Below are 23100 nucleotides of genomic sequence, written 5' to 3'. Positions count from 1 at the left end.
AGCCTCCTTCGCGCCGGGCTTTCAGTCTTGGCCAAGTTAAACGGGATAGGCTCCGTCTTCAAGTGTCCCCAACCCTACGTCCCGCTTCGTCTCCTTGGCGAGTTTCTTCATCAGGAAGTCCTTAGCCACCGCCGGGAAGATGACATACGTGAGCACGTCTTCCGGCTGGGTCATCCACGGCGCCACTTCGCGGCGGGCCGCCTCAAGCTCAGGGGCGATGGAATCGGCAGGGCGGCCGACGACCGGCTTTTCGTCGCCGATGATCATGCGGCGCACTTCCTCGTCCATCGGCGCTGGGGGCTGGCCGTACTGCCCTAAAAAGTACGCCTTGACTTCCTTGGGGACCATTTTCCACCGCTTGCCGCTCAGCACGTTGAGCGTCGCCTGAGTGCCGGTGATCTGGCTCGACGGCGTGACCAACGGCGGATAGCCCATGCAGGCGCGCACGTACGGAATTTCTTCCAGCACTTCGTTCAATCGGTTTTCGGCCTTGGCCTCTCGCAGCTGGTTGACTAGGTTGGAGTACATGCCGCCGGGGATCTGGGACACCAGAATGTCGGTGTTCGTCCCCTTGGCCTTGACGAATAAGTCCTCGTGAGCGGCCCGCACCTTCTTGAAGTGCGCGGCAATCGGAATGAAAGCCTTCAGGTCCAAGCCAGTGTCCCACGGGCTGCCAGCCAGAGCGGCGACGAGGCTTTCCGTGCAGGGATGGCTCGTCGTCCCGGAGAACGGAGACAGGGCGCAGTCCACCACATCGGCCCCGGCCTCAATTGACGCGTAGTGCGTCATGTAGGCCAGTCCGCAGCTCGTGTGAGAGTGAATTTCCACCGGAAGGCCCGTGCCGGCCTTGATGCCGATAACGAGCTCTCTGGCGGCCGTCGGCGTCAGCAGGCCCGCCATGTCTTTAATGCAGATTGAGTCAGCGCCCATGTCCTTCATGGACTTGGAAAGCTCGATGAACGCCTCGGTGGTGTGAACCGGCGACGTGGTGTAGGAGAAGCAGAGCTGCAGGTGAGCTCCTTCTTTTTTGGTCTGCTCGGCGGTGACTTCCAAGTTCCGCAGGTCGTTCAGCGCGTCGAAGATTCGGATGATGTCGATCCCGTTGCCCACAGCGCGCTTGACGAACTCGCGGCACGTGTCGTCGGCGTAGTGCCGATAGCCTACGAGGTTTTGTCCCCGCAGGAGCATTTGGAGCTTCGTCTTCTTGACCAGACGGCGGATCGTCCGGAGCCGTTCCCACGGATCTTCGTCGAGAAACCGCATGGCCGCGTCGAACGTGGCGCCGCCCCAAACTTCCATGGCGTGATAGCCGATTTCGTCCATCATTTCCAGAGCCGGCACCATTTCTGCCGTGCTCATTCGGGTTGCCATCAGCGACTGGTGTCCGTCGCGAAGAACCAGCTCGGTTATCCCTACTTTATGACCGTCCATCTTCTTCAACCCCTCCATGAGCGCTTTTCGGCGTCTGCGCTTGTCTTTTGCATTGCCCTTACTATATCACACCTGCTGTTCTCCGGCTTTCGCCATCTCCCAGAACTTGTCGAGCTCTTCCAGCGTGAAGTCCTCCCACTTCCGTCCGTCGGCTCGGACCTGCCCTTCGACAAAGCCGAACCGGCGGATGAACTTGTCGTTCGTCCGGGCCAGAGCCGAGTCTGGGTCCACGTGATGACGGCGCGCCAGGTTAATCACCGCGAAGAGCAAGTCGCCGATTTCATCGGTCAGCTGCTCCTGATCGCCCAGAGCCGCTTCGACTTCTGCGAGTTCCTCTTTGATTTTGTCGAGCACCGGCTTGGAGTCGCCTTTCTTCCAGTCGAAACCGACCGACGCGGCCTTCTGCTGGATCCGAAGGGCCTTCACCGACGCGGGCAGAGAGCGGGGAACTCCGGACAGAATGGACTCGTCCGCTTTTCCCTTGGCGGCCCGCTCAGAAGCCTTGATGGCCTCCCACTTGGCAAGGACCTCTTCCGGCGTGTCGGCGCGGCTCTCGCCGAAAATATGAGGATGCCGCCGAATCAGTTTGTCGCAGATGGCTTTGATCGGGTCAGCGACCGAGAAATCGCCCAGTTCTGAAGCGATAGTCGAGATGAACACCACCTGCAGGAGCAGGTCTCCGCATCCCTCCACCATATGGTCGGTCCCGTCCCGCTGGCGGGAGTGAATGGCGTCAACCAGTTCATAGGCTTCCTCGACGATGTTGGCGCACAGGGTGTCGTAGGTCTGCTTCCTGTCCCATGGGCACCCGCCGGGCGCCCGAAGCTGCTCCATGATTTTTACCAGCCGATCGAAACCGTATTCTGCCACTCTCGTTCACCGTCCTGTTCTGTCGTTATCTCTGCTCTGACTCAAGCTCTGTCGTCCGACGCTCCACCCAGTCGGCCAGATCGGCCAAGCCCGCCGGGCCGCCCGGACCAGCCATCGCCCCGCCTTTAGCTACCCAACGGCGCGGAACGGAGCTGACTCCGGAAACCGTTTTTGCCCAGCAGTGACTGTCCATCGCCTTCAAGCTCTCCAGCCCGGCTCGGCGGCCTTCCCGGCGCACCAGCGCCAGAGCAAGCAACCCTTGTACCTGAGGCGGCAGGGGGCCGTACCGGTCGGTCAGGTCGCTCGTCAGCCGGTTTCGATCCTCGGCGCTCAGACCTTCCGCCAGTCGGCGGTACAGGCCGATTCTCAGCTCCACCGACGGCATGTAGGTCTCGGGGACGTCCAACGGGAACAAAACTGCCACTTCAACCGGCGGCTGTGACTCGCCTCGGAGCTGGGCGATCCGCTCTCTGAGCTTTCTGTAGTACAGGCTGTAGCCGATTCTCTGCTTGAACCCGTGCTGACTCGTGCCCAGAATTTCCCCGGCTCCGCGTATTTCCAAGTCCCTCTGGGCGAGCCGATAGCCGCCGCCGGAGCTCTCCATCGCGCCGAGCGCTTCAAGCCGCTCCCAGGTTTGGCCGGGAAGGGACGCGTCGTCGCCCGGGTACAGGAAATAGGCGTACCCGTCTTCCTGACGCCGGCCGATACGGCCGCGTATTTGGTGCATTTGGGCCAGTCCAAGCCAACGGACGTCATCGACGACCAGGGTGTTCGCCCGGGCCACGTCCAAGCCGCTTTCCACGATGGTCGTGCAGATGAGAATCTGCACGGCGCCGCGGTAGAACCGCTCCATGACGTCTTCCAGCTCCCGCTGGTTCATCTGCCCGTGGGCCACGGCCAGCGGCGCGTCGGGAAAACGCTGGGAAACCCGCCATGCCACCTGCTGAATGTCCTCAATCCGGTTGTGCAGGTAGTAAACCTGTCCGCCCCGCTGAAGCTCCCGGGCCAAGGCGTCGGAGACGAGCGATTCGCTCCACGGCCCAGTGACGGTGTAAATCCTTCCCCGGGACGCCGGCGGCGTCGTCAGCAGCGATATGTCCTTGATCCCCCGCCACGCCATGGAGAGGCTTCGGGGAATTGGCGTCGCCGACAGGGACAGCACGTCCACGCCCGGGTGGGTCGCCTTTAACGACTCCTTGTGAGCCACGCCGAACCGGTGCTCTTCGTCCAGAATCAGCAGGCCAAGATTTTTAAATTCCAGCGCGGTCCGAAACAGGCTGTGAGTACCGACGACTAGATCGATCGTCCCTTCTGCCAGCCCAGTTCGTATCTTTTTTTGCCCCGCCGGCGTCACCATTCGGCTCAGCAGGGCCGTTCGGATCGGCAGGTCCCCGATCCGGGCCAGACAGGTTCGGTAGTGCTGCTGGGCCAAAACGGTCGTCGGCGCGACGAATGCCGCCTGCAGGCCGTTTTCAACCGCCTTGACCGCCGCCCGAAGCGCCACTTCCGTTTTGCCGTACCCCACGTCGCCTACCAGAAGCCTGTCCATGGGGAACGGGCGCTCCATGTCCGAGTCAATTTCCCGAATGGCTTTCAGCTGATCTCTCGTCTCCCGATAAGGGAATGATTGGTCGAACAGGCTCCGCATTTCACCGTTTGGGGCAAAAGCCCGCCCGGGCGTGATGGCCCGGGTGGCATAGAGCGTGAGAAGCTCCTGCGCTTCCTGCTCGATCTGGGCTTCGGCCTTTTCTCTGGCGCCGGACCAGCGTTTTGAGCCCAGTTTGTCGGCCTGCGGTTCGCCGTCGCCGTCCCAGATGGTGAGCTTGTACAGGTCCGAAAACGGGATGATCAGCCGCTTGCCGTCAGCAAAGCCGAGCACCAGCGTCTCGTAGCTCTGAGTTCCAAACTTTTCCCGACCGGTTTCTAAAAACTGGCAGACCCCGTACCGCTCATGAATGAGCCACTGGCCCGGCGACAGCTTGTTCTGCAGTTCGTCGGGCAGTTCGCCGTCTGCCCGTTCCCGAGATGAATCGCTGACCCCAAACAGCTCGCAGTCGCTGAGCCAGACGTCGTGCAGGGCGCTGTCAACAATCCCCGATGACGGACTGACGGAGCCCACCAGCTGGGCGGACCCGCACAGGCTTTCCGGCCGAGTCACCGACGAGCTGGCCACGTGGATGGAAAAACCCGACGACTCCATGACCGAGCACCACGACCGGGCCTGAGCCCAGTCGCCGCGGAAAAACGGCGGCTCGCTCAACTTGAGGACGACGTCAGCCGGCGGCTCTTTGACGAGCCGAACGTGAGGCTTTCGCCCAAGGGCAAGAACGACGTCGTTCCACGTCTCGTCCGTCAGCTCACCCCCGAGGCCGAGCTGGTTCCACAGAGAAACGAACGACGACGCGCGGTTTTCCAAGTCCTTCGGCGACAGCAGGACGCAGCGCCGGCCGTCCGGAATGGCCGGAAGCCGGGCCGAACCGACTTGGGATCTGGCACTGTTGACGACCGCTTGGGAAACCGTCTCAAAACTCCGCTGCGACTTGGGAGCAAACAGCCGCATGGCCTCCACGTCGTCGTCAAAAAACTCGACGCGCACCGGCCACTGAGCCGACGGGTCATAAAAGTCCACGACTGCCCCGCGGACGGCCATGTCGCCCCGCTCCCAGACCATTGACTGGCGGCGGTACCCCTGCCCGATCAGCCACCGCACCAAGTGATCTCGTCCGACCTCTTGGCCGAGCGTGATGGTCATCGCCCCGTCGGGCGAGCGCATGGGAGTGCACAGCCCGCCGGGCGTGACGATCAGGATTCCTTCGTCTTCCAGCCACCTGTTCCAGACGCTGCCGCGCTCAAGCCAAACGCCGTCGCCGCGCAGGTTCTGAGCGTCAAGCGGCGGCTCGGGCAGGAAGGCTGCCGGCTGTCCCAGAACGGCCAAGTCGCCTTTCAATCGTCGGGCGTCGGCCGCGTGGGGCACGAGAACCAGACCGCCGGTCAGCCCCGAAAGAGCCCACGCAGGGCCGAAGCCGTCCAGCGGCAGCTGAACGGCCCGACCCAAACGCCACGCGTCTTCGGCTAATTCGCACAGCCGACTCGTCATGTCCTTATTCCTCCATCACTTCTCAAAGCACAAATAAAGACGGTCAGGCCCGAACCTGACCGTCTTCGTTATCGCATCGAAAACCGTTGACCTGATTCATCAGCTCGGAAGGCGTCTCTGTCAGCCACAGGAGACAGAACTCCTCGGCCGCCTGAAGGGCGCGCTCTTCCAGCTCCCGATCGGTCGGGGACATGCGCCCCAGCACGTGATCTGCCAAGTCGCTTCCCTGAGGCTTTCCGCCCACACCAATCCGAAGGCGGCCAAATTCGGCCGTCCCAAGATGGGCTATCACGGACTTGAGTCCGTTATGGCCACCCGCCGACCCGGAAGTTCGGAACCGAAGACGGCCGGGAGCCAAGTTAATTTCATCGCTCAAGACGAGGATATCAGACGGGGCGATGTTCCAGTACCGAGCGACTTCCCCCACCGCCTGACCGCTGGCGTTCATGTAGGTGAGCGGCTTGAGCAGAAGAAGACGCTCAGAGCCGACGCTTAGAGGTCCCCAGAGCTGCCCGGAGAACTTCCCCTGTCCACCGCCGGCGTTCAGCCGGTCCACCAGCCGATCTAAAAGCATCCAGCCGGCGTTGTGCCTCGTCTGGGCGTACTCGATCCCGGGGTTGCCGAGACCGACAATCAGCCGCACGGCGTTACTCGGCGCAGTAGAAGTCGATGTGAAGCAGCTGGTCGGTGCCGTGGTTCTTGGCAGCGGACTTGATCGAGCAGGTCTTCACTGTCCCGCAGGGCAGGGTCACGTCATACTGGCAGCTCTTGAAGTCGCCGACCAGATACGCTTCAGCCGCCTTGGCGTCCGTCTTGGCAAGCAGCGGTTCCTTCATGCCGGGGCCATACACCACAACCGGCAGGCAGCCCTGACGGCGCAGACGGCCGCAGACTTCCTTGCCAGTCTCGTTCCGAGCCTCAAGGATGATTTTCACGTTTTCGGACATTTCTATTCCTCCTCTAATTTTCTCTGGAGTTGCTGGGGAGGGCTAATTAAACAGGCTGCTCACCGACGACTCACAGTGAATGCGACGAATGGCTTCCGCAAAAAGTGGTGCCATTGACACTTGGGTCATTTTATCCAATTTTTTGTTCTCTGGCAACGGGACAGTATCAGTTACTACCACTCCGGTAACGGCAGGATCCTTCAGACGCTCAATCGCCGGGCCGGAGAACAGGCCGTGAGTCGCCGAACAGAAGACCTTTTCGGCGCCCTTGTCGCGCAGCGCCCGCGCCGCGTTGACGATGGTTCCGGCGGTGTCGATCATGTCGTCGATGATGATGCAGGTTCTTCCCTTCACGTCGGCGCCAATCATCTCCATGACCTCGCTGACGTTCTGCTTGCCGTGGTCCCGCCGCTTGTCCACAATGGCGATATCAGCGCCCAGCAGCGTGGCCATTTTTCTGGCGCGGACGACGACGCCAGCGTCGGGTGAGACCACCACAATGCTATCCGGGGACGCGTCCTTGACCACGTTGCGCTTGAACCATGAGGCGAGAAGCGGAACGCCCAGCAGATGATCGACCGGAATATCGAAAAAGCCCTGAATCTGGCCAGCGTGCAGGTCAGCCGCCAGCACGCGGTGAGCTCCGGCGTGCTCGATCAGGTTAGCGACCAGCTTCGCCGAGATCGGCTCTCTGCCCTTGGCCTTCCGGTCCTGACGGGCGTAGCCGAAATACGGCATGACCAGATTGATTCGGGCCGCCGAGGCGCGGCGCAGGGCGTCAACCATGACCAGCAGCTCCATCAGGTTGTCGTTCACCGGCGCGCAGGTGGGCTGAATGACGTACACATCGTCGCCCCGAACGCTCTCGTCGATGGAAAGGCCCACTTCGCCGTCAGCAAACCGATAGTGATGAACTTTCGTCAGATCAATGCCCAGTTCCTGACTCACTTTCTGAGAAAACTCCTCGTGAGCTGTCCCTGAAAGAAGTACCGCCGGTCTGTTCTCCGAATTCATGATCGTTCACGCCTTCCTTTCGTCGCTGTGCGGTTTCTGCTGCTTCCGCCACCCCTTGATGTTGACCTGTCGGCTTCTCCCGATTCCCAGCGAGTCGGCCGGCACGTCGCTCGTAATGACCGAACCGGCGGCCGTCGTCGCTCCGTCCTCAACCGTGACGGGCGCGACCAGCATGGTGTCGCTGCCGATGAAACACCTGTTTCCGATGACGGTCGGGTGCTTTTTCGCCCCGTCATAGTTGCAAGTGACTGTGGCAGCCCCGATGTTGGAACCGCTTCCGACCGTCGTGTCGCCCAAATATGTCAGGTGAGGCACCTTGCTCCCCTCGCCGACACAGGTCTTTTTGAGCTCCACAAACCGACCGACCAGCGCTTTTTGAGCCAGCTGCGAGCCCTCCCGAAGGAAACAGAACGGCCCTAAAACCGCGTCATCGGCGGCCTGCGAGTCCTGAGCGACCACGTAGGGACGGCAGATGACCCGCTTGCCGAGCCGGCAGTTCGTCAGCACAGTCCCGGTTCCGAGCTCACAGCCGTCGCCCAGCTCCGTTTCTCCCCACAGCTGAACGTTCGGCGCGAGAGTCACTTCACCTTCAAATGACGATGCCGGCGAAATCCACGTCGTGAGCGGTTCGGCCAGCTTCGCCCCTTGGGCCATCCAGCGGCGGTTCACCCGATCTCTCATCAGCCCGTTCAGCCGGGCAAGCTCCATCGGGTCGTTGACGCCGCACAGGTTCTCCGGCGGAAGGAGCACCGGCTGAACCGATCGGCCCTGAGACAAGGCCCACGAGATGAGGTCGACGATGTAATACTCTTTCTGGCTGTTGTTCGGCCGAAGGGACGCCAGCCCGGCCAGAAAATCGCTTCCGCTGGCCCGGTAGATTCCCACGTTGATTTCGCTGCAGGCCAGCTCCTGAGGCGAAGCGTCCTTCTGCTCCACGATCTTCACCGAACTGCCAGAGCGGATCACCCGCCCGTAGCCGGTCGGATCGGCCAGCTGAGTCGTCACAAACGACCAATCGGCGTCCGAACCGTCGAAGAACCGGACGAAGTCATCGCCCGTCACCATCGGCATGTCACCGTTGACGACGACCACGTCACCCCGGCTTGACAGCCAGTCGGACGCCATCATCACGGCGTGTCCTGTGCCGAGCTGCTCTTTTTGCCAGACGACCGACGCGGACGGCCAGAACTTTTGCAGCCACGACGCGACACATTCGCCCTCGTAGCCGACGACAACAGAGACGTCGGAAACTCCCGCGTCGCGCAGGGCGCTCAAGACGTAATACAGCATCGGCTCGCCCAGCAGCGTCTGCATCACCTTCGGACGACGGCTCTTCATCCGCGTTCCCTTGCCGGCCGCCAGTATCAGCGCACTCGGTCGGTTCATTCGGCCACCTCGCATCCCCGTGCGGTCAGCGCGGGTGTGATATGATAAGAAAAGCCCCGGTTTCGGGGCGTCTTTTATACTATCACGGGGGCAGACCCTGTCAAGAACCAGACACAGGAGGACCCATGAGCTGGATCGCCGAACACCGAATCTTGTCCGCCGCATTGCTTGCCTTAGCCGTTCTTATGCCCGCCTGTGGCTTCGTCGCCCTGAGGCCGGCCGGCGGGCGCCGAAGTCAGATCATCTTTTGGGCTGTCGCCTTGGCCTTTTTGCTGGCGCTGGCCGCCGCGCTGTGGACGATCGCCCCATGGCTGGCAGTCGCGCCCCTTTTCCCCGCCGTCGCGTTCGCTCGGCTCGCTTGGGAGACCGCCTCGCCGGCGCGGAAGAAAACGCCCAACGACGCGGACAGTCCTGACGGCTTGGAGCGCTTGGACCGCTAGTTTCAAACGGTTCAAAAGTCAGTCTCTCACCAAAGGCGTCCTTAAACATCAGCGGCCCTTCACGGTTAAAACCGTGAGGGGCCGCTTTTTGTTTTGATACGAAGCTGCTTTGATCCCTCCCTCATAAAGGACTCCTCATCAATCTCAGTTGAACGGTTTTCAACGCGGCACCTGCCCAACCAATTCATAAAAAGAAGTCCTGTGCATTGAACATGCACAGGACCGAACGCCTCTGGTGCCCGGGGCGGGAATCGAACCCGCACGCCCAAAGGCAGGGGATTTTAAGTCCCCAACGTCTACCATTCCGTCACCCGGGCTGATCGTCGAAAGCCAGCCCGGCCCATCCGTCCGAGGACTTTCGACAAGAAGTATTATACCAAACCGGCCCCAGACGTCCACCCAGCGGAACGTCGCCGTCCCGCGAAGACAAAGACACCGCAGAGGGAAACAAAAAGGCCGCCCTCGGACGAGGGCGGCCTGAGCGCGCTAACTATCTTTCACCGGGTACTTGTCGTACCAGAAGACCAGCGCCGACGTGGTGAAGCACAGCGAGCTGAACGTACCGGCGATGATGCCGATCATCAGGGCCAACGAGAAGTTGGCGAGCACCGGACCGCCCAGCAGGTAGAACGCCAGAACCGGCATGAAAGTGGTAACCGTCGTGTTGACCGTCCGCCCCAAGGTCTGGTTGATCGAGTTGTCCATCAGTGCCGCCATGCCGATCGTCCGTCGCTGCTTCCAGTTCTCTCTGACCCGGTCCATGATAACGATCGTGTCGTTCAGCGAGTAGCCAACCGTGGTGAGAATGGCTGCGATAAACGGCATCGCGATCTCCCGATGAAACAAACAGAAGAATCCTAAGACGATCATGGTATCGTGAACTAGGGCGAGGACGCTGACGACGGCGAAACGGAACTGGAACCGGAACGCGACGTAAATCAGAATGCCGATCAGCGCCAACGTCGTCGCCAGAACCGCCTGATGGGTCAGCTCTCCGCCGACGGTGGGACCGACCATCTCAAAGCTGAGCAGTTTCACTTTGCCCGCCTGGATTTTGTCCAGCGCGGCCATCAGGCTGTCACGAAGGGCCTGATCGTCAGCCCCCTCTTCGGTGCCCTGAAAGCGAATATTCACGCCCCGGTCGCTGAACGCCTGAATGGTCGCCCGAGCATAACCTTCCTTTGCCAGCTCTGCCCGAACCGCCCCGACCGAAATCGGGTCGGAAAATTCCACTTGAAGCAGGTTGCCGCCGGTGAAGTCAATGCCCTTGTTGAAGCCGATACACAGGACGAGCAGCGCTCCGGTGACCGCCATCACGCAGGCGAGAGCGATAAAGAACTTGCGGTACTTCATGAACGGGAAGGCAAACGGCTTTTTCATGCGTTGACCTCCTTCCGCCGCCCAATGATGGGCAACTTGGTGTAATCCACCATCAGTTGAAGCAGCACTCGGTTCACGCCCAGCGCGCTGAACAGGCTGGCCACAATACCGATGGTCAGGGTCAGGGCAAAGCCCCGAAGGGGCCCGCTGCCGTAGTGGAACAGGACCGCCGCGGCGATGACCGTGGTGATGTTCGCGTCGAGAATCGTGGACAGGGCCTTGCTGAACCCGGCGGTAATGACGGCGTGAAGCGAACGGCCAAGCGCCGTCTCTTCCTTCATTCGCTCAAAGATCAGGATGTTGCTGTCAACCGCCATCCCGACGGTGAGCACGATCCCCGCCACGCCCGGCAGCGTCAAGGTGGCCTTAAAGCCGATGAGCATGGCGAACAGCAGCAGCATGGTTGTGCAGAGCGAGATGTCTGCCGTCACGCCGAGCACGCGGTAAAAGACGATCATGTAGATGAACACGGCGGCGATGCCCACCAGCCCGGCGAACTGGCCGTCGCGGATCGAGTCGCTACCCAAGGACGGGCCGACTGAACGGTTCTCAAGGACTTCGACGCCAACCGGCAGGGCGCCGGCGCGCAGCATGATTGCCAAGCCGCGGGCGTCATCAGGGGTAAAGCGCCCGGAGATCTGAGCCCGGCCGCCGGAAATGCGCTCGTTGACCCGAGGCGCCGAGATGACCCGACCGTCCAGAACCATGGCAATCTGCTTGCCCACGTTGTCGGCCGTAGCCTTGTCAAACAGGTCAGTGCCCTTGTCGTTGAACTCCAGCGACACCACGGGACGGCCCAAGCTGTCGTAATCCACGCCGGCGTTCTTCAGGTCCTTGCCCGTTAAGTAAGTAGCGCCGAGCTGATAGATAGCTCCGTCCTCGTCGGTGGCAATCGAGTTGCCGCCTTCGCTCTTAGCCTTGGCCTCCATGGACGCCTTCAGGGCTTCCTGCTGGTCCCGGTAGGCGTTCCAGCGAGCTACAGCCTCTTGGAACTCCGCATCAGAGTCGTAGTTCTCCCGTTTTGCCTGCGGGGGAAGAGGGCGGGTGCTGTCGATGACCTGCCGAAATTCCAGCAGGGCCGTCTTGCCGATAAGGTTCAGTGCCGCCTCCGGGTTATCCACGCCCGGCAGCTCGACGACGACCCGATCGGCTCCCTGCCGCTGCATCAGCGGCTCGGTCACGCCGTACTGGTCGATTCGGTTGCGCAGGACAACGAGCAGACGGTCGATTGAATCTGTTCCCAGCTCCGTGCCGGGCTGAGGAACTGCCTTCAAAACGATATTTACGCCGCCTGATAGGTCAAGGCCCAGTTTGATCCGACCGCGGAGGGGGAACACGAAGTACGCGGCCACGGCCAGAACAACGAGCACAAAGATCAGGCGCCAGCGATCTTTTTTCTGCATATATAAACTCCTCCTGAAGGGACAATGTACAGACGAACTCGCCGGAGCGAGTCACACAAAAAGAGCGACGGGATCCCCCAGTCGCTCAGTCCCCAAAACGTCAGTCGGTCTTTTTATCCTCTGCCGTTTCTTCCGCTGCCTTCGGCTCCTCGGCCGGCTTCTGTTCTGCCGGCTTTTCCTCCGCGGACGAGGAAACTTCGTTCACCCGAGCGGAAATGGAGCTCTTCATGACCTTCGCCTTGACGCCTGAGGCGATCTCGATGATCAGGCTGTCGTCCTTGAAGTCACGAACCGTTCCCCAGAAGCCGCCGGCCGTGATGACCACGTCGCCGCGCTTGATCGACTGAAGCATCTCGTCGTGCTTCTTCTGGCGCTTCTTCTGCGGACGAATGAGAAGAAAGTAGAAAATGGCGATCATTACCACGATCATGATGACGGACTGCATCATCTGTCCCTGCTGCTGCAACTGCAACGCCTCCTCCAAAAAACTGTGTCTAAAGATATGGACTATTGTACCATATTGGTTTCCAGACCGGCGGACACCTTTCTCTGCTGGTCGTTGAACTTGAGCCTGAACAGAAGTTTTTCCAGCTCGACTGAAATATCCACGTCGTTGACCTCGACGCCTTGTGGGACGGTTAAAGAGACGGGGCTGAAGTTGAGTATCCCCTTAATGTGCCCACCAGCCAGCGCCGCGTCGACAGCCGACTGAGAGGCGGCCGCCGGGGTGGTGATCATCAAGACCGATATTCCCAGCTCCCGTATCGTCTCGCTGATTCCCGTCATCGAGTAGCACTTCCAACCGGCAAAGGACCGGCCGATTTTTGCCCCGTCGACGTCGAACGCCGCGACGATCTCATAGTCGTCGCTCCTGAACGCGCTGTGCCCTAAAAGGGCTTCGCCCAAGCGCCCCAAGCCGACGAGCCCAATTCGCCACCGGGCAAACGGCGCCAATATTGACGACAGGTCGTTCAGCAGTCTGGGAACGCTGTAACCGACGCCGCGCTTGCCGAACTCGCCCAAATAGGACAAGTCTTTGCGCACTTGGCTCGACTTGATTCCCAGCATGTCGCCGATCATCTTTGAAGAGATCAGCGCCGCGCCGGCTTCTTCAAGTCCTTGCAGGAGCCTCCGGTACGCCACCAGACGCCCAACTGTCCGGTCGGTAATCTCGTTTTTTTTCAGCGGAATAGGGCGAGCCGTCCGTTCGATCATTTCAGTCTTCCTCTCGTCAAACTGCTCACACAAAGCTGCAGGGATCAGGCCCGGAATCCTTTAAACGCCCCTGCGCCCAGAAAACGCGCCCCGGCGCCGAGCCGCTCTTCAATCCTCAGCAGCTGGTTGTACTTGGCGACCCGGTCAGTCCGAGCCGGAGCTCCGGTCTTAATCTGACCGCTGGCCGTGGCGACCGCTAAGTCGGCGATGAAGCTGTCGTCCGTCTCGCCGGACCGATGAGACACGATCCAGCTGTAGCCGGCCCGGCGGGCCATGTCGATTACTTCCAGCGTCTCTGTCACCGTGCCGATCTGGTTCAGCTTAATCAGAATCGAGTTGCAGACTCCGAGCTCAATTCCCTTCGCCAGCCGCTCCGGGTTGGTGACGAACAGGTCGTCACCGACAATCTGTAGTTTTCCGCCCATGTGCTGGGTGAAGAGCTTGAAGCCGTCCCAGTCCTCTTCGGCCATGCCGTCTTCAATCGACATGATCGGGAAGGCCGAGCACAGTTCGGCGTAATAGTCGGCCAGCTCGGCGGCGGTAAATTTCCGCCCTTCGCCGGCGAAGTCGTAAACGCCGCCTTTGTAGAACTCGCTGGCTGCCGCGTCCAAGGCGATGCCGACCTGTTTGCCCGGCTCATACCCCGCCGCTTCGATTGCCTTGACGAGGTATTCCAACCCCTGACGGTTGGTCTTTAGGTTCGGCGCAAATCCGCCCTCATCGCCAAGCCCGGTGTTCAGGCCGTCCTTGACGAGAATTTTTTTGAGGCTGTGATAAATCTCCGCTCCGGCGCGGATTGACTCGCTGGCCGACGAAAAGCCGAACGGGACGATCATAAATTCCTGAATGTCCAGCGTGTTGTCGGCGTGAGCGCCGCCGTTCATGACGTTCATCATCGGCGTGGGTAGGGCGAAGGGCCCTAGCCCTCCCAAATACGCCCATAGGGGGACGTCATGGGAAATCGCCGCCGCGCGAGCGACCGCCATGGAAACGCCCAAAATGGCGTTGGCGCCCAGCCGACCTTTATTCGGGGTGCCGTCGAGGTCAATCATCAGCGTGTCCAGCGACGACTGGTCTTCCACGTCCAAGCCCACCAATTCGGGGCCAAGAACGTCGTTCACCGAGCCAACGGCCTTGGTAACTCCCTTGCCGCCGAACCGGTCGCCGCCGTCGCGAAGTTCGACCGCCTCAAACGAGCCGGTAGACGCGCCGGATGGCACGGCCGCCCGGGAGATCGTCCCGTCGTCAAGCCACGCTTCAACCTCAACCGTCGGGTTGCCCCGGGAATCAAGGATCTCTCTGCCATGAATGCCAACGATTGTACTCATTTGTGTCCTCCTTGCAGGCTTTCGGCTTGGTCATCCCACGGGTTTTTCTCCGGGTCAAGACGCCGTTCCGCCACGATTTCAGCCGCCGGTTCTCCCCGCCTTAAAGCCCTCTCGTCGCTCGAAATGACTCGGGCTTCGACGAGCCGAAACGGAAACGCCACAGAAACGATGTCGCCGTCCGACACGTCGCTGGCCGGTTTGACCGGCCGACCGTTGAGCCGAACGGCTCCGGCGTCAATCATCTCGGCGGCCACGGACCGGCGTTTGACGAGACAGGACAGTTTTAAATATTTATCCAGCCGCATAGTCTCTCCTCGCTATTGTTAAAGTAGCTTGGTTGATTATACCTTATTGTAAATGAAGGAAACAGGGATTAACTCCCCTTCGCCGAGCATTTCAGCTCTCGGCTCAGGCTTCCCCATTGGGCGACTTCCTCTTCGGTCGCCTCGCCCCGCAGAATTTTTTCCTTCAGCGCCGCGTATCGGCGCTCGGTCGCCCGCCTGAGCAGCGCCGAAAGCAGCACGTTCCACTGTTCCTCCGCCGTCGAGCCGAAGCGGGAAATGCTGTACTCCCCTTCCGTCAGGGCTTCTTTTTGGGCCGTTTCGCCCAGCTGAAGCCAACGGCTTTCAAGCTCTCCCGGATCTGAGCCGCTGAGCAGGGCCGCCGCGATGTCCTGCAAAAGGGGCGTCTCGAGCAGCCTAGGCACTTGGAGCGCCTCGCGCCCACCACGCAGGCCCTTTTGGGACCAGAGAAGATAGGTCATGCAGGCCTCGCTCTCGTGAAACATTTTATCCCTCTGCGAGGTCTTACTCTGAGGCGCGGCGGTCTCAGACCGCTTGACGTCAGCTCGGACTGGACGGCGGAACCGTTCCAGCTCCTGCCTCAGCTGGTAGTCGGTCAGCCCCAGAGCTTGACACAGCTCCGCCCGGTGCGGCGACAGGTCAAGCGACGACAGGACCGACAGGCTTTCGAGAAGGTCTCGGCTTGCCTTGGTGACGCCGTCCTGCTCGGCCTGGGCCCGAAACAGCTTGATATGGTGACTCACCAGCGGCAGGGCGCCGTCCAACGCTTTCGTGAACGATTCCGGCCCGCCGGGCATCTGCAACAGCTCGTCCGGGTCCTTCCCTTCCGGCAAAGTCACCACGTAGACGGTCAGCCCTTCTGACGCCAGCAGGTACATTCCCCGAAGGGTGGCAGTCTGGCCGGCGAGGTCGCTGTCATAGCAGATGTAACACTTGTCGGCAAATCGTCTCAACAGGGCCGCCTGCTCTTCCGTGAGGGCCGTCCCGAGCGACGCCACGCCTTCGGCCCAGCCGCACAGGTGAAGCCGCAGCGCGTCCATGTACCCTTCCACAAGAATGGAGCGGCCTTTCTCGCGAATGCTCTCTTTGGCCCGGTCGAGCAGGTACAGGTTGTTCTTTTTCGAGTAAAGCTCGCCTTCCGGGCTGTTAAGGTACTTCGCTCCCTCGCCGTCAATCAGCCGGCCGCCCAGCGCGACGACCCGGCTGGGAACGTTTCGTATCGGGAATATCACTCGTCCGCGAAATCGATCATAACAGTTTCCCCGGTTCCCCTGAATGACCAGCCCGGCCTTGAGAAGCGACGCTTCCGACGCGCCGCCCCGCTTCAGCTGATCTGAGAGGGACTGCCACGCGTTGGGCGCCCAGCCCAGTTCAAACGCAGCCGCCGCTTCGGGCGAGACGTTGCGCCGCTCAAGGTACGCCCGAGCCGCCGCGCCGCCGGGGCCGCGGAGCTCCTGCCGGTAAAAGGACACAGCTTCTTCCATCAGGGCAAACAAGTCCTTGCTGACCTGCCGCCGACCCTGCCGGGGCAGATCGATTCCAGCCCGAGCGGCCAGGTACTCCAGCGCCTCGGGAAACGACAGGCCATCTTTGAGCATGACGAAGCTGAACAGGTCGCCGCCCTTGCCGCAGCCAAAGCAGTGCCAGCTCTGCCGCTCTTGGGACACCATGAAGGAAGGCGTCTTCTCGTCGTGAAACGGGCACAGTCCGGTGTAGTTCCGTCCTTTTTTCGTCAGCCGAACCGACTCGCCGATGACCTCGACCACGTCCAGCGCTGCTTTGATTTGGTCGACAATCGGATCTGACATCAGATGCCCCCTTTCGTCTCAGGACAAAAAATGGGAGAGAGGCTCCCCTCTCTCCCATCAATTCTAATGTTGCCCTTTCTGCCTGTCGAGCCGGAGCGGGTAAAACCTTCCGCCGGCCGGATCCTCTTTTTTAGGAGAACAGCGGAGCCAGAACCAGCGCGACCACGCTCATCAGCTTGATGAGAATGTTCAGGCTCGGGCCTGACGTATCCTTGAACGGATCGCCGACCGTGTCGCCCACGACTGCCGCCGCGTGCTGAGGAGAACCCTTGCCGCCGTGCGTGCCGGTCTCGATGTACTTTTTGGCGTTGTCCCACGCGCCGCCGGCGTTGGCCATGAACACGGCCAGCATGACGCCGGTGACGATCGAGCCGCCCAGAAGTCCGCCCAGAGCCTCGGCGCCAAGGAACAGGCCCACGAGGATCGGAACGATGATGGCCATCAGGCCAGGGATGATCATCTCGTGCAGGGCCGCGCCCGTCGAAATAGCGACGCACTTCTCGTATTCCGGCCGGCCGGTGCCTTCCATGATGCCGGGGATTTCCCGGAACTGGCGGCGAACTTCTTCGATCATGGCCTGAGCGGCCCGTCCGACCGCCTCAATGGTCAGAGCGCTGAACAGGAACGGCAGGACGCCGCCGATGAACAGGCCCACCATGACGTACGGGTCAACCAAGTTGATGCTCTTGAGCCCCACAGACGCCGCATAGGCGGAGAACAGGGACAGAGCCGTCAGAGCCGCCGAGCCGATGGCAAGCCCCTTGCCCATGGCCGCCGTCGTGTTGCCCACCGAGTCCAGATGGTCGGTGATCTCCCGCACGTGGTGCGGCAGTTCGGCCATCTCGGCGATGCCGCCGGCGTTGTCGGCGATCGGGCCATAGGCGTCGACGCTCAGCGTGATGCCGGTGATGGACAGCATGCCCACCGCCGAGCAGGCGATGCCGTACATGCCGCCGAAGTAGTAGCTGATCAGCGTCGCAGCGCAGATCATGATGACAGGAACAACCGCCGAGTTCATGCCAAGCGCGATGCCGCTCAAAATCGTCGTCGCCGGGCCGGTCTCCGTCGCATTGGCAACGTTCTTCACGAACCGATAGTCAGCGGACGTGTAAACCTCGGTGACCCAGCCAATCAGAACACCCACCACCACGCCGCTCACGACGGCGTAGAAGATGTTCATCGAGCCGAGCATGTACCGGCACAGGAGCAGGGCTCCCAGAATAACTACGGCGCCGGTCAGGAACGTGGCGTAACGCAGGGCCTTTTGAGGATTGCCACCCTCGCGGACCCGAACAACCAGCGTGCCGATGATGGCCGCCACGATGCCCAGCGCGGCTAGAACGAGCGGGAATAGAAGTCCAGCCTGACCATGGAACACAGCGCCCACAGCCATCGCGGCGATAATCGAGTTGACATAGCTCTCGAACAGGTCAGCGCCCATACCGGCAATATCGCCAACGTTGTCGCCGACGTTGTCAGCGATGGTCGCCGGGTTGCGCGGGTCGTCCTCAGGAATGCCCGCTTCAACCTTACCCACCAAGTCAGCGCCCACGTCGGCAGCCTTCGTGTAGATGCCTCCGCCCACACGGGCGAACAGGGCGATGGAGCTCGCGCCGAAACCGAAGCCGGTAATGATTGCCGGGTCGGGGAAGATGACGTAGCAGAGCACAACGCCCAGCACGCCGACGCCCACGACGGTCATGCCCATGACCGAGCCCCCCTTGAAGGCCACCTGCAGGGCCTGATTCATCCCCTGAGTCGCCGCAAAGGACGTGCGCCCGTTGGCGCGGGTCGCCACCTGCATACCGAAGTAGCCGGAGGCAGCGCTGCAAATAGCGCCCAAGACGAACGAAAGGGCCGTCGCTAGGGTCAGTTTCCAGATCAAAAGGATTGCCACGACGAGCACGAACGGCGCCAGCCAGCGGTACTCCCTATCCAGAAACGCCATAGCGCCCTTATGGATAATCTCGGAAAGATCCTTCACTCGCGGGTTATCAACCTGAAATGCCATAACCCAACCGTACGTTCTGTAGGCGTACCACAAGGCCAACAGACCGATGACGAAAATGACCAACAAGATGAGCCACATAACGGAGACCTCCTCAAAATGGTCGCGCGCCACCGCAGCGCGGGTGATTGCCCCTCGGCCGCGAAGCGGCGCTGAGTAACGTCATTATAGTGGAGAGCGCGCTCTCTGACAAGAACAGACCCAACCGCTCATCCCTCGATTCCATCTGCCGCGGAGCCGTTTTACGCCAGAATCGGCAGAGAATTTTTAAATTATGCTACAATAAAACATTATCGCCCTGAAAAATAATTTCCCCGGCGGCGAAGTCCCCTCGGAGCTTGAGAAAGAAGGACCGCCTGTGACATCCAACGCGAAATCGTACGAGACGGCGATGACCCAAGGAAGCATCAGCCGTCACCTGTTCCGATTTTTCCTTCCAATTTTCTGCGGCGCGTTCTTTCAGCAGCTGTACCAAATGACCGACGCGGTCATCGTGGGACAGTTCGCCGGCAAGGTCGCTTTTGGCGCGCTGGACGCCACGGCCAGCTTCACTCGGCTGCCGATCATCCTGTTCCTCGGCCTGTCGGCCGGCGGCGGCATCGTCATCGCCCAAGCGTTCGGAGCCAGCCGGTATGGGCGGCTGTCCCAAGCCATTCACTCCACGCTTGCCGCTTCGCTGATCATGAGCGTCATCCTGTCGGCGATCGCCTACCTGCTGACCCCGACGATGATCCGGGCGATGAATGTCCCGCTTGAGATGCAGCCTCACGCCCTGTCGTACGTTCGAACGACGTTCTGCGGACTCATCTTCTCGTTCACCTACAACGTAGGCAACGGAGTGCTCCGCGCCTTAGGCGACTCCCGACGGCCGTTCTACTACTTGGTCGCTAGCTGCCTGATCAACATCGTGCTCGACTTAGCGTTCGTGGCAGGATTGGGGCTCGGGGTCTTCGGCGCCGCCCTAGCGACGGTTATATCCCAAGCCCTCACGTCGGTCTGGGTGCTTCGGGCCCTGACGCGCCTCGACAGCCGGTGGCAGCTCAGGCTCTCCCGACTTCGGATTCACGGGAAGATCCTGCGGCTCATCGCCCGCACTGGGATCCCGTTGGCCTGTCAGTCCCTCTCGTACCCGATAACGAACATCTTCCTTCAGAGCGCCGTCAACAGCTTCGGCACCGACGTCGTCGCGGCGTGGAGCGTCAGCGGAAAAATCGACTTCATCATCTGGATGGCCGTCGACGCCTTAGCCGCTTCGATCTCCACCTTCACGGCCCAGAACTACGGGGCCGGCGCGTTCGACCGAATCCGCAAGGGGCTTCGAGTCGGCGTCTTCATCTCGTTTGGCATGCTCGCGCCGTTAAGCGCAGCCCTGTTCACCTTCGCCAAGCCTCTCGGAGGGCTGTTCCTTCCCGACCAGAACGTTCTCTCCTTGGCCCAGTACTTCGTTCGGGTCTTCATGACCCCGTTTTATTTCATCTACTCGATCGGAGAGCTGATTTCCGGCATGATCCGCGGGACCGGCGACACGTTCCGGCCCATGATCATCTCCCTGCTCTGCACCTGTTGTTTCCGGCTCCTTTGGGTGTTCTTCGTCATTCAGAGGTTCAACAACATCGACGTTATCCTAACCGTCTACCCGGCCTCGTGGCTCTTAGCGTCAGCCGTCTTCAGCGCGTACTACTTCATCAACTGCCGGCGCTCTCTCCTGCCGGCCGAAACGGCGCAGGCGTAAACGAAAAACCGGCAAAGCGAACGCTCAAAAGAGCGCCCGCCTTGCCGGTTTTTTCGTGCCAAGAGATTTTAAAAGAACAGAGAAACGGCGCAGTAGATCATGAGAAGGGACATCACGGCGTTGACCGCCTTGGCGTGAGCGGCAAAAAGCCGCCTGAACGCCGAGCCGAACGCCGCCCACAGGACGGTAAACGCGAACCCGACGGCCGAAAGCAGGGCCGCGAAGCCCAAAAGCGCCCAAGGCCGGCCGGCATAGGTCGGCAGAATGTAGACCTGCAGCGACACGATCCCGTAGACGAAGATTTTGGGATTCACGAACTGGAGAAGTAGGCCGGACAGGAAGCCGCCCGCAGCGCCCTCCGCGTCCATTTTCCCGTCGCCGACAAAAGTCGTCCAAGCGAGGTACAGCATATACGCCGCGCCGATGAACCGCATAACCAGTTGGATTTTTGGAAGTACCGACGTGAGGACGCTGCAGAAGACGGCGCAGCCGATCATCACGACGGTCAGCCCGGCCCCAATGCCGAAGTTAAACGGCAGGGCGCGGACCAGCCCTTTCTGACTGCCGTTGGACATGGACAGCAGGTTATTGGGCCCCGGAGAAACCGCCGTGACGATCACGTAAACCCAAAACGCGTACCAGTTGAACATCCCCAGTCGCTCCCTTCGGGAGTATGAGCGCCGCCCAGCCCGACGCCGCCAGTTTCACTATATCAAACCTGTCAAGGCAGAGCCTTTAAACGGCCTTCACGATTCAACATGAGCCCCAGCCCGCTTGGGCTGGGGCTCATGCTGCTTCATCGGCTCAGGCTTTTTCCATCGGCTTGCGGCCAAGGATGATGGTTGACTGGATCCACTCCTTGATCGTCATGCCGAATCCCCACTTGTCCGCGTACTGGTCGGTCACCTCGGCCGTCAGGACGCTGAAATCGCGGAAGCCCGCTTGGCGGATAATTTCTTGAAGATCCTCCACGAGGATCGCGCCGCCCACTCACGTGCCGTGCAGCCGCGGATTATCGGACATCGAGGCCGGCAGCGGCCGTTTCAGCGAGATATCGGAAATGAAGGCGCTCCCGCCGGGCCGGAGAACCCGAAAGATTTCCCGGTAGACCAAGTCTTTTTCAGGCACCAGATTGATGACGCAGTTGGAGATGATCTTGTCGATCGACCCGTCGGGGAACGGGAACGCCGTCAAGTCGCCCTGCCGAAACTCGACGCCCTGAAAGCCTTTTTTCGCCGCCGCCTGAGAGGCCCGCCGGATCATCACGTCGTCCTGATCCAGCCCGTAAATCGTCCCGGCCTTGGGAAAGCGCAGCCGGGCTAAGAAGCAGTCCACACCGGTTCCAGACCCCAAGTCGAGCAGCGTCTCCCCCGGAGCCAGCGTCACCTTTTCAAGCGGGTTGCCACAGGAAAGTCCGATGTTCGTCCCCTCCGGCAGCTGGCGAAGCTCGTCCTCGTTGTACCCAAGAGAAAGGGCGAGGGCGAGCGGATCCCCCTCAATCGTCAGCCGGTTTTCGGCCAGTCCCCGATAAAACGACCGGACCGCCTCCCGGATCCCCTCGTTCGTCAAAGGCATTTGAACTCGCCGCCTTTCGTGATTCGTTTTCGCGCCCGAAGTCAGTCCGCTCGGGGCTGAACGGCGGCCGCCTGGGCGTCTGAAACGTGCAGGGCCTCTAAAACCTCGAACGCGGCTGTTTTGTCGATGATAGCCTTCACGATTCGGTCTATCTTTTTGCCCTCGCTGTAGTCAGCCGGCGCAAAATACCGGATCCGGTCGTCGTTCATCAGGCCGTAGACCTTCGACGGCCCAGCGTCGGGCGGGTACACCCCAATCGCGTGACCGCCGTAGGAGTTGACCAGCTTCATGCAGGGAATATCCGTGTCGCTGTCGCCGATGTAGGCGATATTCCGAAAGGGAACCCGCAGGTCCTCGGCGGCGAAATGGTCGTTCACGCCCGGATCGTTCACGTCCAGCACGCCTTTGGAAATTCGGAAGAGGAACTGGGTTTTATTGGTGTAGTTGACCGCCTGAGCGGGCCACAGGGCCACGCCCTCATCGTCGTACATGAACGAGCTGGCGTAAATCTTCTTGAAGACGCCGTCCCTGGCGATCTTCGTCCCCTCGATCATCTCCTTCAGTCCCGAAGAGATGATGTAGTGCTCCACGCAGACGCCGCGTTTACTGCCGTACGCGTTGATTCGGCCAAACCAGCTGGGAACGCCGCGGAAAAACTTCACCTTTCGGCCGTACTCGATCAGCTTCTCCCGGGTGAACAGCACCTTGCCGCGCGCCTCCCGCTGCATCTTGTACATGTACGCCAAGTTGGTGTCCATGTCGTTTTCCTGCGCCGTCCTATTGGACTCCTGCCAAAACCGTTCGGCCAAGTCAAAACCGACCGACTGAATGTACCCCTGAGCCTGCATGTTGTCAGGCGACAACGTTTTGTCAAAGTCGTAGCAGATGGCAAGAACCGGCTGACTTCCCTTTTTCTCCCGCTCGAGCGTCCACTTTTCCTGCAAGGTTGGTCTGCCCCCTTCGCTCACGTCTGTTTCGGCCCGCCGGCCGCTTGAGTAAATCATACCCCAGACAAAGGGAAACTGCACGGCCCGCCGGCTCCCAGTCGGTGAAAAACGCTCTGCCGCGTTCGCCCTGCCCCCTCGCGCACTCACTCCAGCCCGACGCGCCGGTTGGCCCTGTCCACCGACGAACTGCGTCTGACGAATCGGACCGCGTGAAACG

At 60.9% G+C, this 23100-nt stretch carries 20 protein-coding genes and 1 tRNA gene; 2 read left to right on the top strand and 19 right to left on the bottom strand.

Annotation, left to right across the window (positions count from 1 at the left end; genetic code table 11):
- Positions 1 to 36 precede the first annotated feature (36 nt).
- The 7 genes from JONANDRAFT_RS01360 to glmU all read right to left on the bottom strand — a co-directional run bounded on the left by JONANDRAFT_RS01360 (position 37) and on the right by glmU (position 8745).
- Complete coding sequence (locus tag JONANDRAFT_RS01360) at positions 37 to 1431, bottom strand: pyruvate carboxylase subunit B (RefSeq protein ID WP_008522493.1); 1395 nt, start codon at positions 1429 to 1431, stop codon at positions 37 to 39.
- 66 nt (positions 1432 to 1497) lie between these two features.
- Positions 1498 to 2301, bottom strand: coding sequence for a nucleoside triphosphate pyrophosphohydrolase (gene mazG, locus JONANDRAFT_RS01355; RefSeq protein ID WP_008522492.1), 804 nt, complete (start codon positions 2299 to 2301; stop codon positions 1498 to 1500).
- Positions 2302 to 2326: 25 nt separating this feature from the next.
- Entirely contained in the window at positions 2327 to 5398 is a 3072-nt protein-coding gene (locus JONANDRAFT_RS01350) for a DEAD/DEAH box helicase (RefSeq protein ID WP_008522215.1), read from the bottom strand.
- A gap of 43 nt (positions 5399 to 5441) precedes the next feature.
- The gene (pth, locus tag JONANDRAFT_RS01345; protein WP_008522214.1) at positions 5442 to 6041 is read right to left on the bottom strand and encodes an aminoacyl-tRNA hydrolase; all 600 of its coding nucleotides are present in this window, start codon (positions 6039 to 6041) and stop codon (positions 5442 to 5444) included.
- A gap of 4 nt (positions 6042 to 6045) precedes the next feature.
- Positions 6046 to 6345 (bottom strand): 50S ribosomal protein L25, encoded by a 300-nt coding sequence (locus tag JONANDRAFT_RS01340; protein WP_008522213.1) that lies wholly within the window; start codon positions 6343 to 6345, stop codon positions 6046 to 6048.
- 42 nt (positions 6346 to 6387) lie between these two features.
- Positions 6388 to 7359: a ribose-phosphate diphosphokinase gene (locus JONANDRAFT_RS01335; protein WP_035786687.1), complete on the bottom strand. Its 972-nt coding sequence runs from the start codon at positions 7357 to 7359 to the stop codon at positions 6388 to 6390.
- 6 nt (positions 7360 to 7365) lie between these two features.
- The gene (glmU, locus tag JONANDRAFT_RS01330; RefSeq protein WP_008522209.1) at positions 7366 to 8745 is read right to left on the bottom strand and encodes a bifunctional UDP-N-acetylglucosamine diphosphorylase/glucosamine-1-phosphate N-acetyltransferase GlmU; all 1380 of its coding nucleotides are present in this window, start codon (positions 8743 to 8745) and stop codon (positions 7366 to 7368) included.
- 125 nt (positions 8746 to 8870) lie between these two features.
- Here glmU and JONANDRAFT_RS01325 point away from each other — a divergent pair, with 125 nt between their 5' ends.
- A complete protein-coding gene (locus tag JONANDRAFT_RS01325; protein WP_008522208.1) occupies positions 8871 to 9185 on the top strand; it encodes a hypothetical protein in 315 nt (104 codons plus the stop codon).
- Positions 9186 to 9418: 233 nt separating this feature from the next.
- On the opposite strand, the gene JONANDRAFT_RS01320 is transcribed toward JONANDRAFT_RS01325, so the two are convergent.
- The 9 genes from JONANDRAFT_RS01320 to JONANDRAFT_RS01280 all read right to left on the bottom strand — a co-directional run bounded on the left by JONANDRAFT_RS01320 (position 9419) and on the right by JONANDRAFT_RS01280 (position 18710).
- Positions 9419 to 9502, bottom strand: a tRNA-Leu gene (locus JONANDRAFT_RS01320).
- A 169-nt stretch (positions 9503 to 9671) separates the two neighbouring features.
- The gene (secF, locus tag JONANDRAFT_RS01315; RefSeq protein WP_008522207.1) at positions 9672 to 10565 is read right to left on the bottom strand and encodes a protein translocase subunit SecF; all 894 of its coding nucleotides are present in this window, start codon (positions 10563 to 10565) and stop codon (positions 9672 to 9674) included.
- The gene (gene secD, locus JONANDRAFT_RS01310) at positions 10562 to 11968 is read right to left on the bottom strand and encodes a protein translocase subunit SecD (protein ID WP_008522489.1); all 1407 of its coding nucleotides are present in this window, start codon (positions 11966 to 11968) and stop codon (positions 10562 to 10564) included. Before secD ends, secF begins: the two co-directional genes overlap by 4 nt.
- Before the next feature lie 100 nt (positions 11969 to 12068).
- Entirely contained in the window at positions 12069 to 12434 is a 366-nt protein-coding gene (gene yajC, locus JONANDRAFT_RS01305) for a preprotein translocase subunit YajC (RefSeq protein WP_008522487.1), read from the bottom strand.
- Between the two features lie 41 nt (positions 12435 to 12475).
- Positions 12476 to 13183, bottom strand: a complete 708-nt coding sequence (locus JONANDRAFT_RS01300; RefSeq protein ID WP_008522485.1) for a redox-sensing transcriptional repressor Rex — start codon at positions 13181 to 13183, stop codon at positions 12476 to 12478.
- Between the two features lie 44 nt (positions 13184 to 13227).
- The gene (gene eno, locus JONANDRAFT_RS01295) at positions 13228 to 14511 is read right to left on the bottom strand and encodes a phosphopyruvate hydratase (protein WP_008522483.1); all 1284 of its coding nucleotides are present in this window, start codon (positions 14509 to 14511) and stop codon (positions 13228 to 13230) included.
- Entirely contained in the window at positions 14508 to 14816 is a 309-nt protein-coding gene (locus JONANDRAFT_RS01290; protein ID WP_008522202.1) for an RNA-binding S4 domain-containing protein, read from the bottom strand. The genes eno and JONANDRAFT_RS01290 overlap by 4 nt, the downstream gene beginning before the upstream one ends.
- Positions 14817 to 14884: 68 nt before the next feature.
- Positions 14885 to 16621 carry a DNA primase gene (gene dnaG / locus JONANDRAFT_RS01285; RefSeq protein ID WP_008522481.1) on the bottom strand — a complete coding sequence of 579 codons (1737 nt, stop codon included), beginning with the start codon at positions 16619 to 16621 and terminating at the stop codon, positions 14885 to 14887.
- Between the two features lie 130 nt (positions 16622 to 16751).
- Entirely contained in the window at positions 16752 to 18710 is a 1959-nt protein-coding gene (locus JONANDRAFT_RS01280) for a sodium-translocating pyrophosphatase (RefSeq protein WP_008522478.1), read from the bottom strand.
- Between the two features lie 277 nt (positions 18711 to 18987).
- Here JONANDRAFT_RS01280 and JONANDRAFT_RS01275 point away from each other — a divergent pair, with 277 nt between their 5' ends.
- Positions 18988 to 20361, top strand: a complete 1374-nt coding sequence (locus JONANDRAFT_RS01275) for an MATE family efflux transporter (RefSeq protein ID WP_008522477.1) — start codon at positions 18988 to 18990, stop codon at positions 20359 to 20361.
- Between the two features lie 68 nt (positions 20362 to 20429).
- Here the strand turns inward: JONANDRAFT_RS01275 and JONANDRAFT_RS01270 are convergent, their stop codons facing one another.
- From JONANDRAFT_RS01270 to JONANDRAFT_RS01255, 3 genes are all read right to left on the bottom strand, one after another.
- Positions 20430 to 21011 carry a LysE family transporter gene (locus tag JONANDRAFT_RS01270; protein WP_008522475.1) on the bottom strand — a complete coding sequence of 194 codons (582 nt, stop codon included), beginning with the start codon at positions 21009 to 21011 and terminating at the stop codon, positions 20430 to 20432.
- 154 nt (positions 21012 to 21165) lie between these two features.
- Positions 21166 to 21936, bottom strand: a complete 771-nt coding sequence (locus JONANDRAFT_RS01260) for a methyltransferase domain-containing protein (protein ID WP_008522473.1) — start codon at positions 21934 to 21936, stop codon at positions 21166 to 21168.
- Positions 21937 to 21977: 41 nt separating this feature from the next.
- Complete coding sequence (locus JONANDRAFT_RS01255; protein WP_008522193.1) at positions 21978 to 22940, bottom strand: HAD family hydrolase; 963 nt, start codon at positions 22938 to 22940, stop codon at positions 21978 to 21980.
- Positions 22941 to 23100 lie beyond the last annotated feature (160 nt).

The sequence above is a fragment of the Jonquetella anthropi DSM 22815 genome (genome assembly GCF_000237805.1).
GTDB lineage: Bacteria > Synergistota > Synergistia > Synergistales > Dethiosulfovibrionaceae > Jonquetella > Jonquetella anthropi.
The sequence above is the reverse complement of the archived record's forward strand: the minus strand, read 5'-3'. Positions and strand labels throughout refer to the sequence as shown.

Bases quoted from the DNA above. Each gene is read 5' to 3' on its own strand.
- JONANDRAFT_RS01350 (WP_008522215.1), bottom strand. From the start codon at position 5,398: ATGACGAGTCGGCTGTGCGAATTAGCCGAAGACGCGTGGCGTTTGGGT.
- JONANDRAFT_RS01270 (WP_008522475.1), bottom strand. From the start codon at position 21,011: ATGTTCAACTGGTACGCGTTTTGGGTTTACGTGATCGTCACGGCGGTT.
- dnaG (WP_008522481.1), bottom strand. From the start codon at position 16,621: ATGTCAGATCCGATTGTCGACCAAATCAAAGCAGCGCTGGACGTGGTC.
- secF (WP_008522207.1), bottom strand. From the start codon at position 10,565: ATGAAAAAGCCGTTTGCCTTCCCGTTCATGAAGTACCGCAAGTTCTTT.
- secD (WP_008522489.1), bottom strand. From the start codon at position 11,968: ATGCAGAAAAAAGATCGCTGGCGCCTGATCTTTGTGCTCGTTGTTCTG.
- JONANDRAFT_RS01340 (WP_008522213.1), bottom strand. From the start codon at position 6,345: ATGTCCGAAAACGTGAAAATCATCCTTGAGGCTCGGAACGAGACTGGC.
- eno (WP_008522483.1), bottom strand. From the start codon at position 14,511: ATGAGTACAATCGTTGGCATTCATGGCAGAGAGATCCTTGATTCCCGG.
- JONANDRAFT_RS01360 (WP_008522493.1), bottom strand. From the start codon at position 1,431: ATGGACGGTCATAAAGTAGGGATAACCGAGCTGGTTCTTCGCGACGGA.
- JONANDRAFT_RS01325 (WP_008522208.1), top strand. From the start codon at position 8,871: ATGAGCTGGATCGCCGAACACCGAATCTTGTCCGCCGCATTGCTTGCC.
- JONANDRAFT_RS01280 (WP_008522478.1), bottom strand. From the start codon at position 18,710: ATGTGGCTCATCTTGTTGGTCATTTTCGTCATCGGTCTGTTGGCCTTG.
- JONANDRAFT_RS01300 (WP_008522485.1), bottom strand. From the start codon at position 13,183: ATGATCGAACGGACGGCTCGCCCTATTCCGCTGAAAAAAAACGAGATT.
- glmU (WP_008522209.1), bottom strand. From the start codon at position 8,745: ATGAACCGACCGAGTGCGCTGATACTGGCGGCCGGCAAGGGAACGCGG.
- JONANDRAFT_RS01290 (WP_008522202.1), bottom strand. From the start codon at position 14,816: ATGCGGCTGGATAAATATTTAAAACTGTCCTGTCTCGTCAAACGCCGG.
- JONANDRAFT_RS01255 (WP_008522193.1), bottom strand. From the start codon at position 22,940: ATGATTTACTCAAGCGGCCGGCGGGCCGAAACAGACGTGAGCGAAGGG.
- JONANDRAFT_RS01335 (WP_035786687.1), bottom strand. From the start codon at position 7,359: ATGAATTCGGAGAACAGACCGGCGGTACTTCTTTCAGGGACAGCTCAC.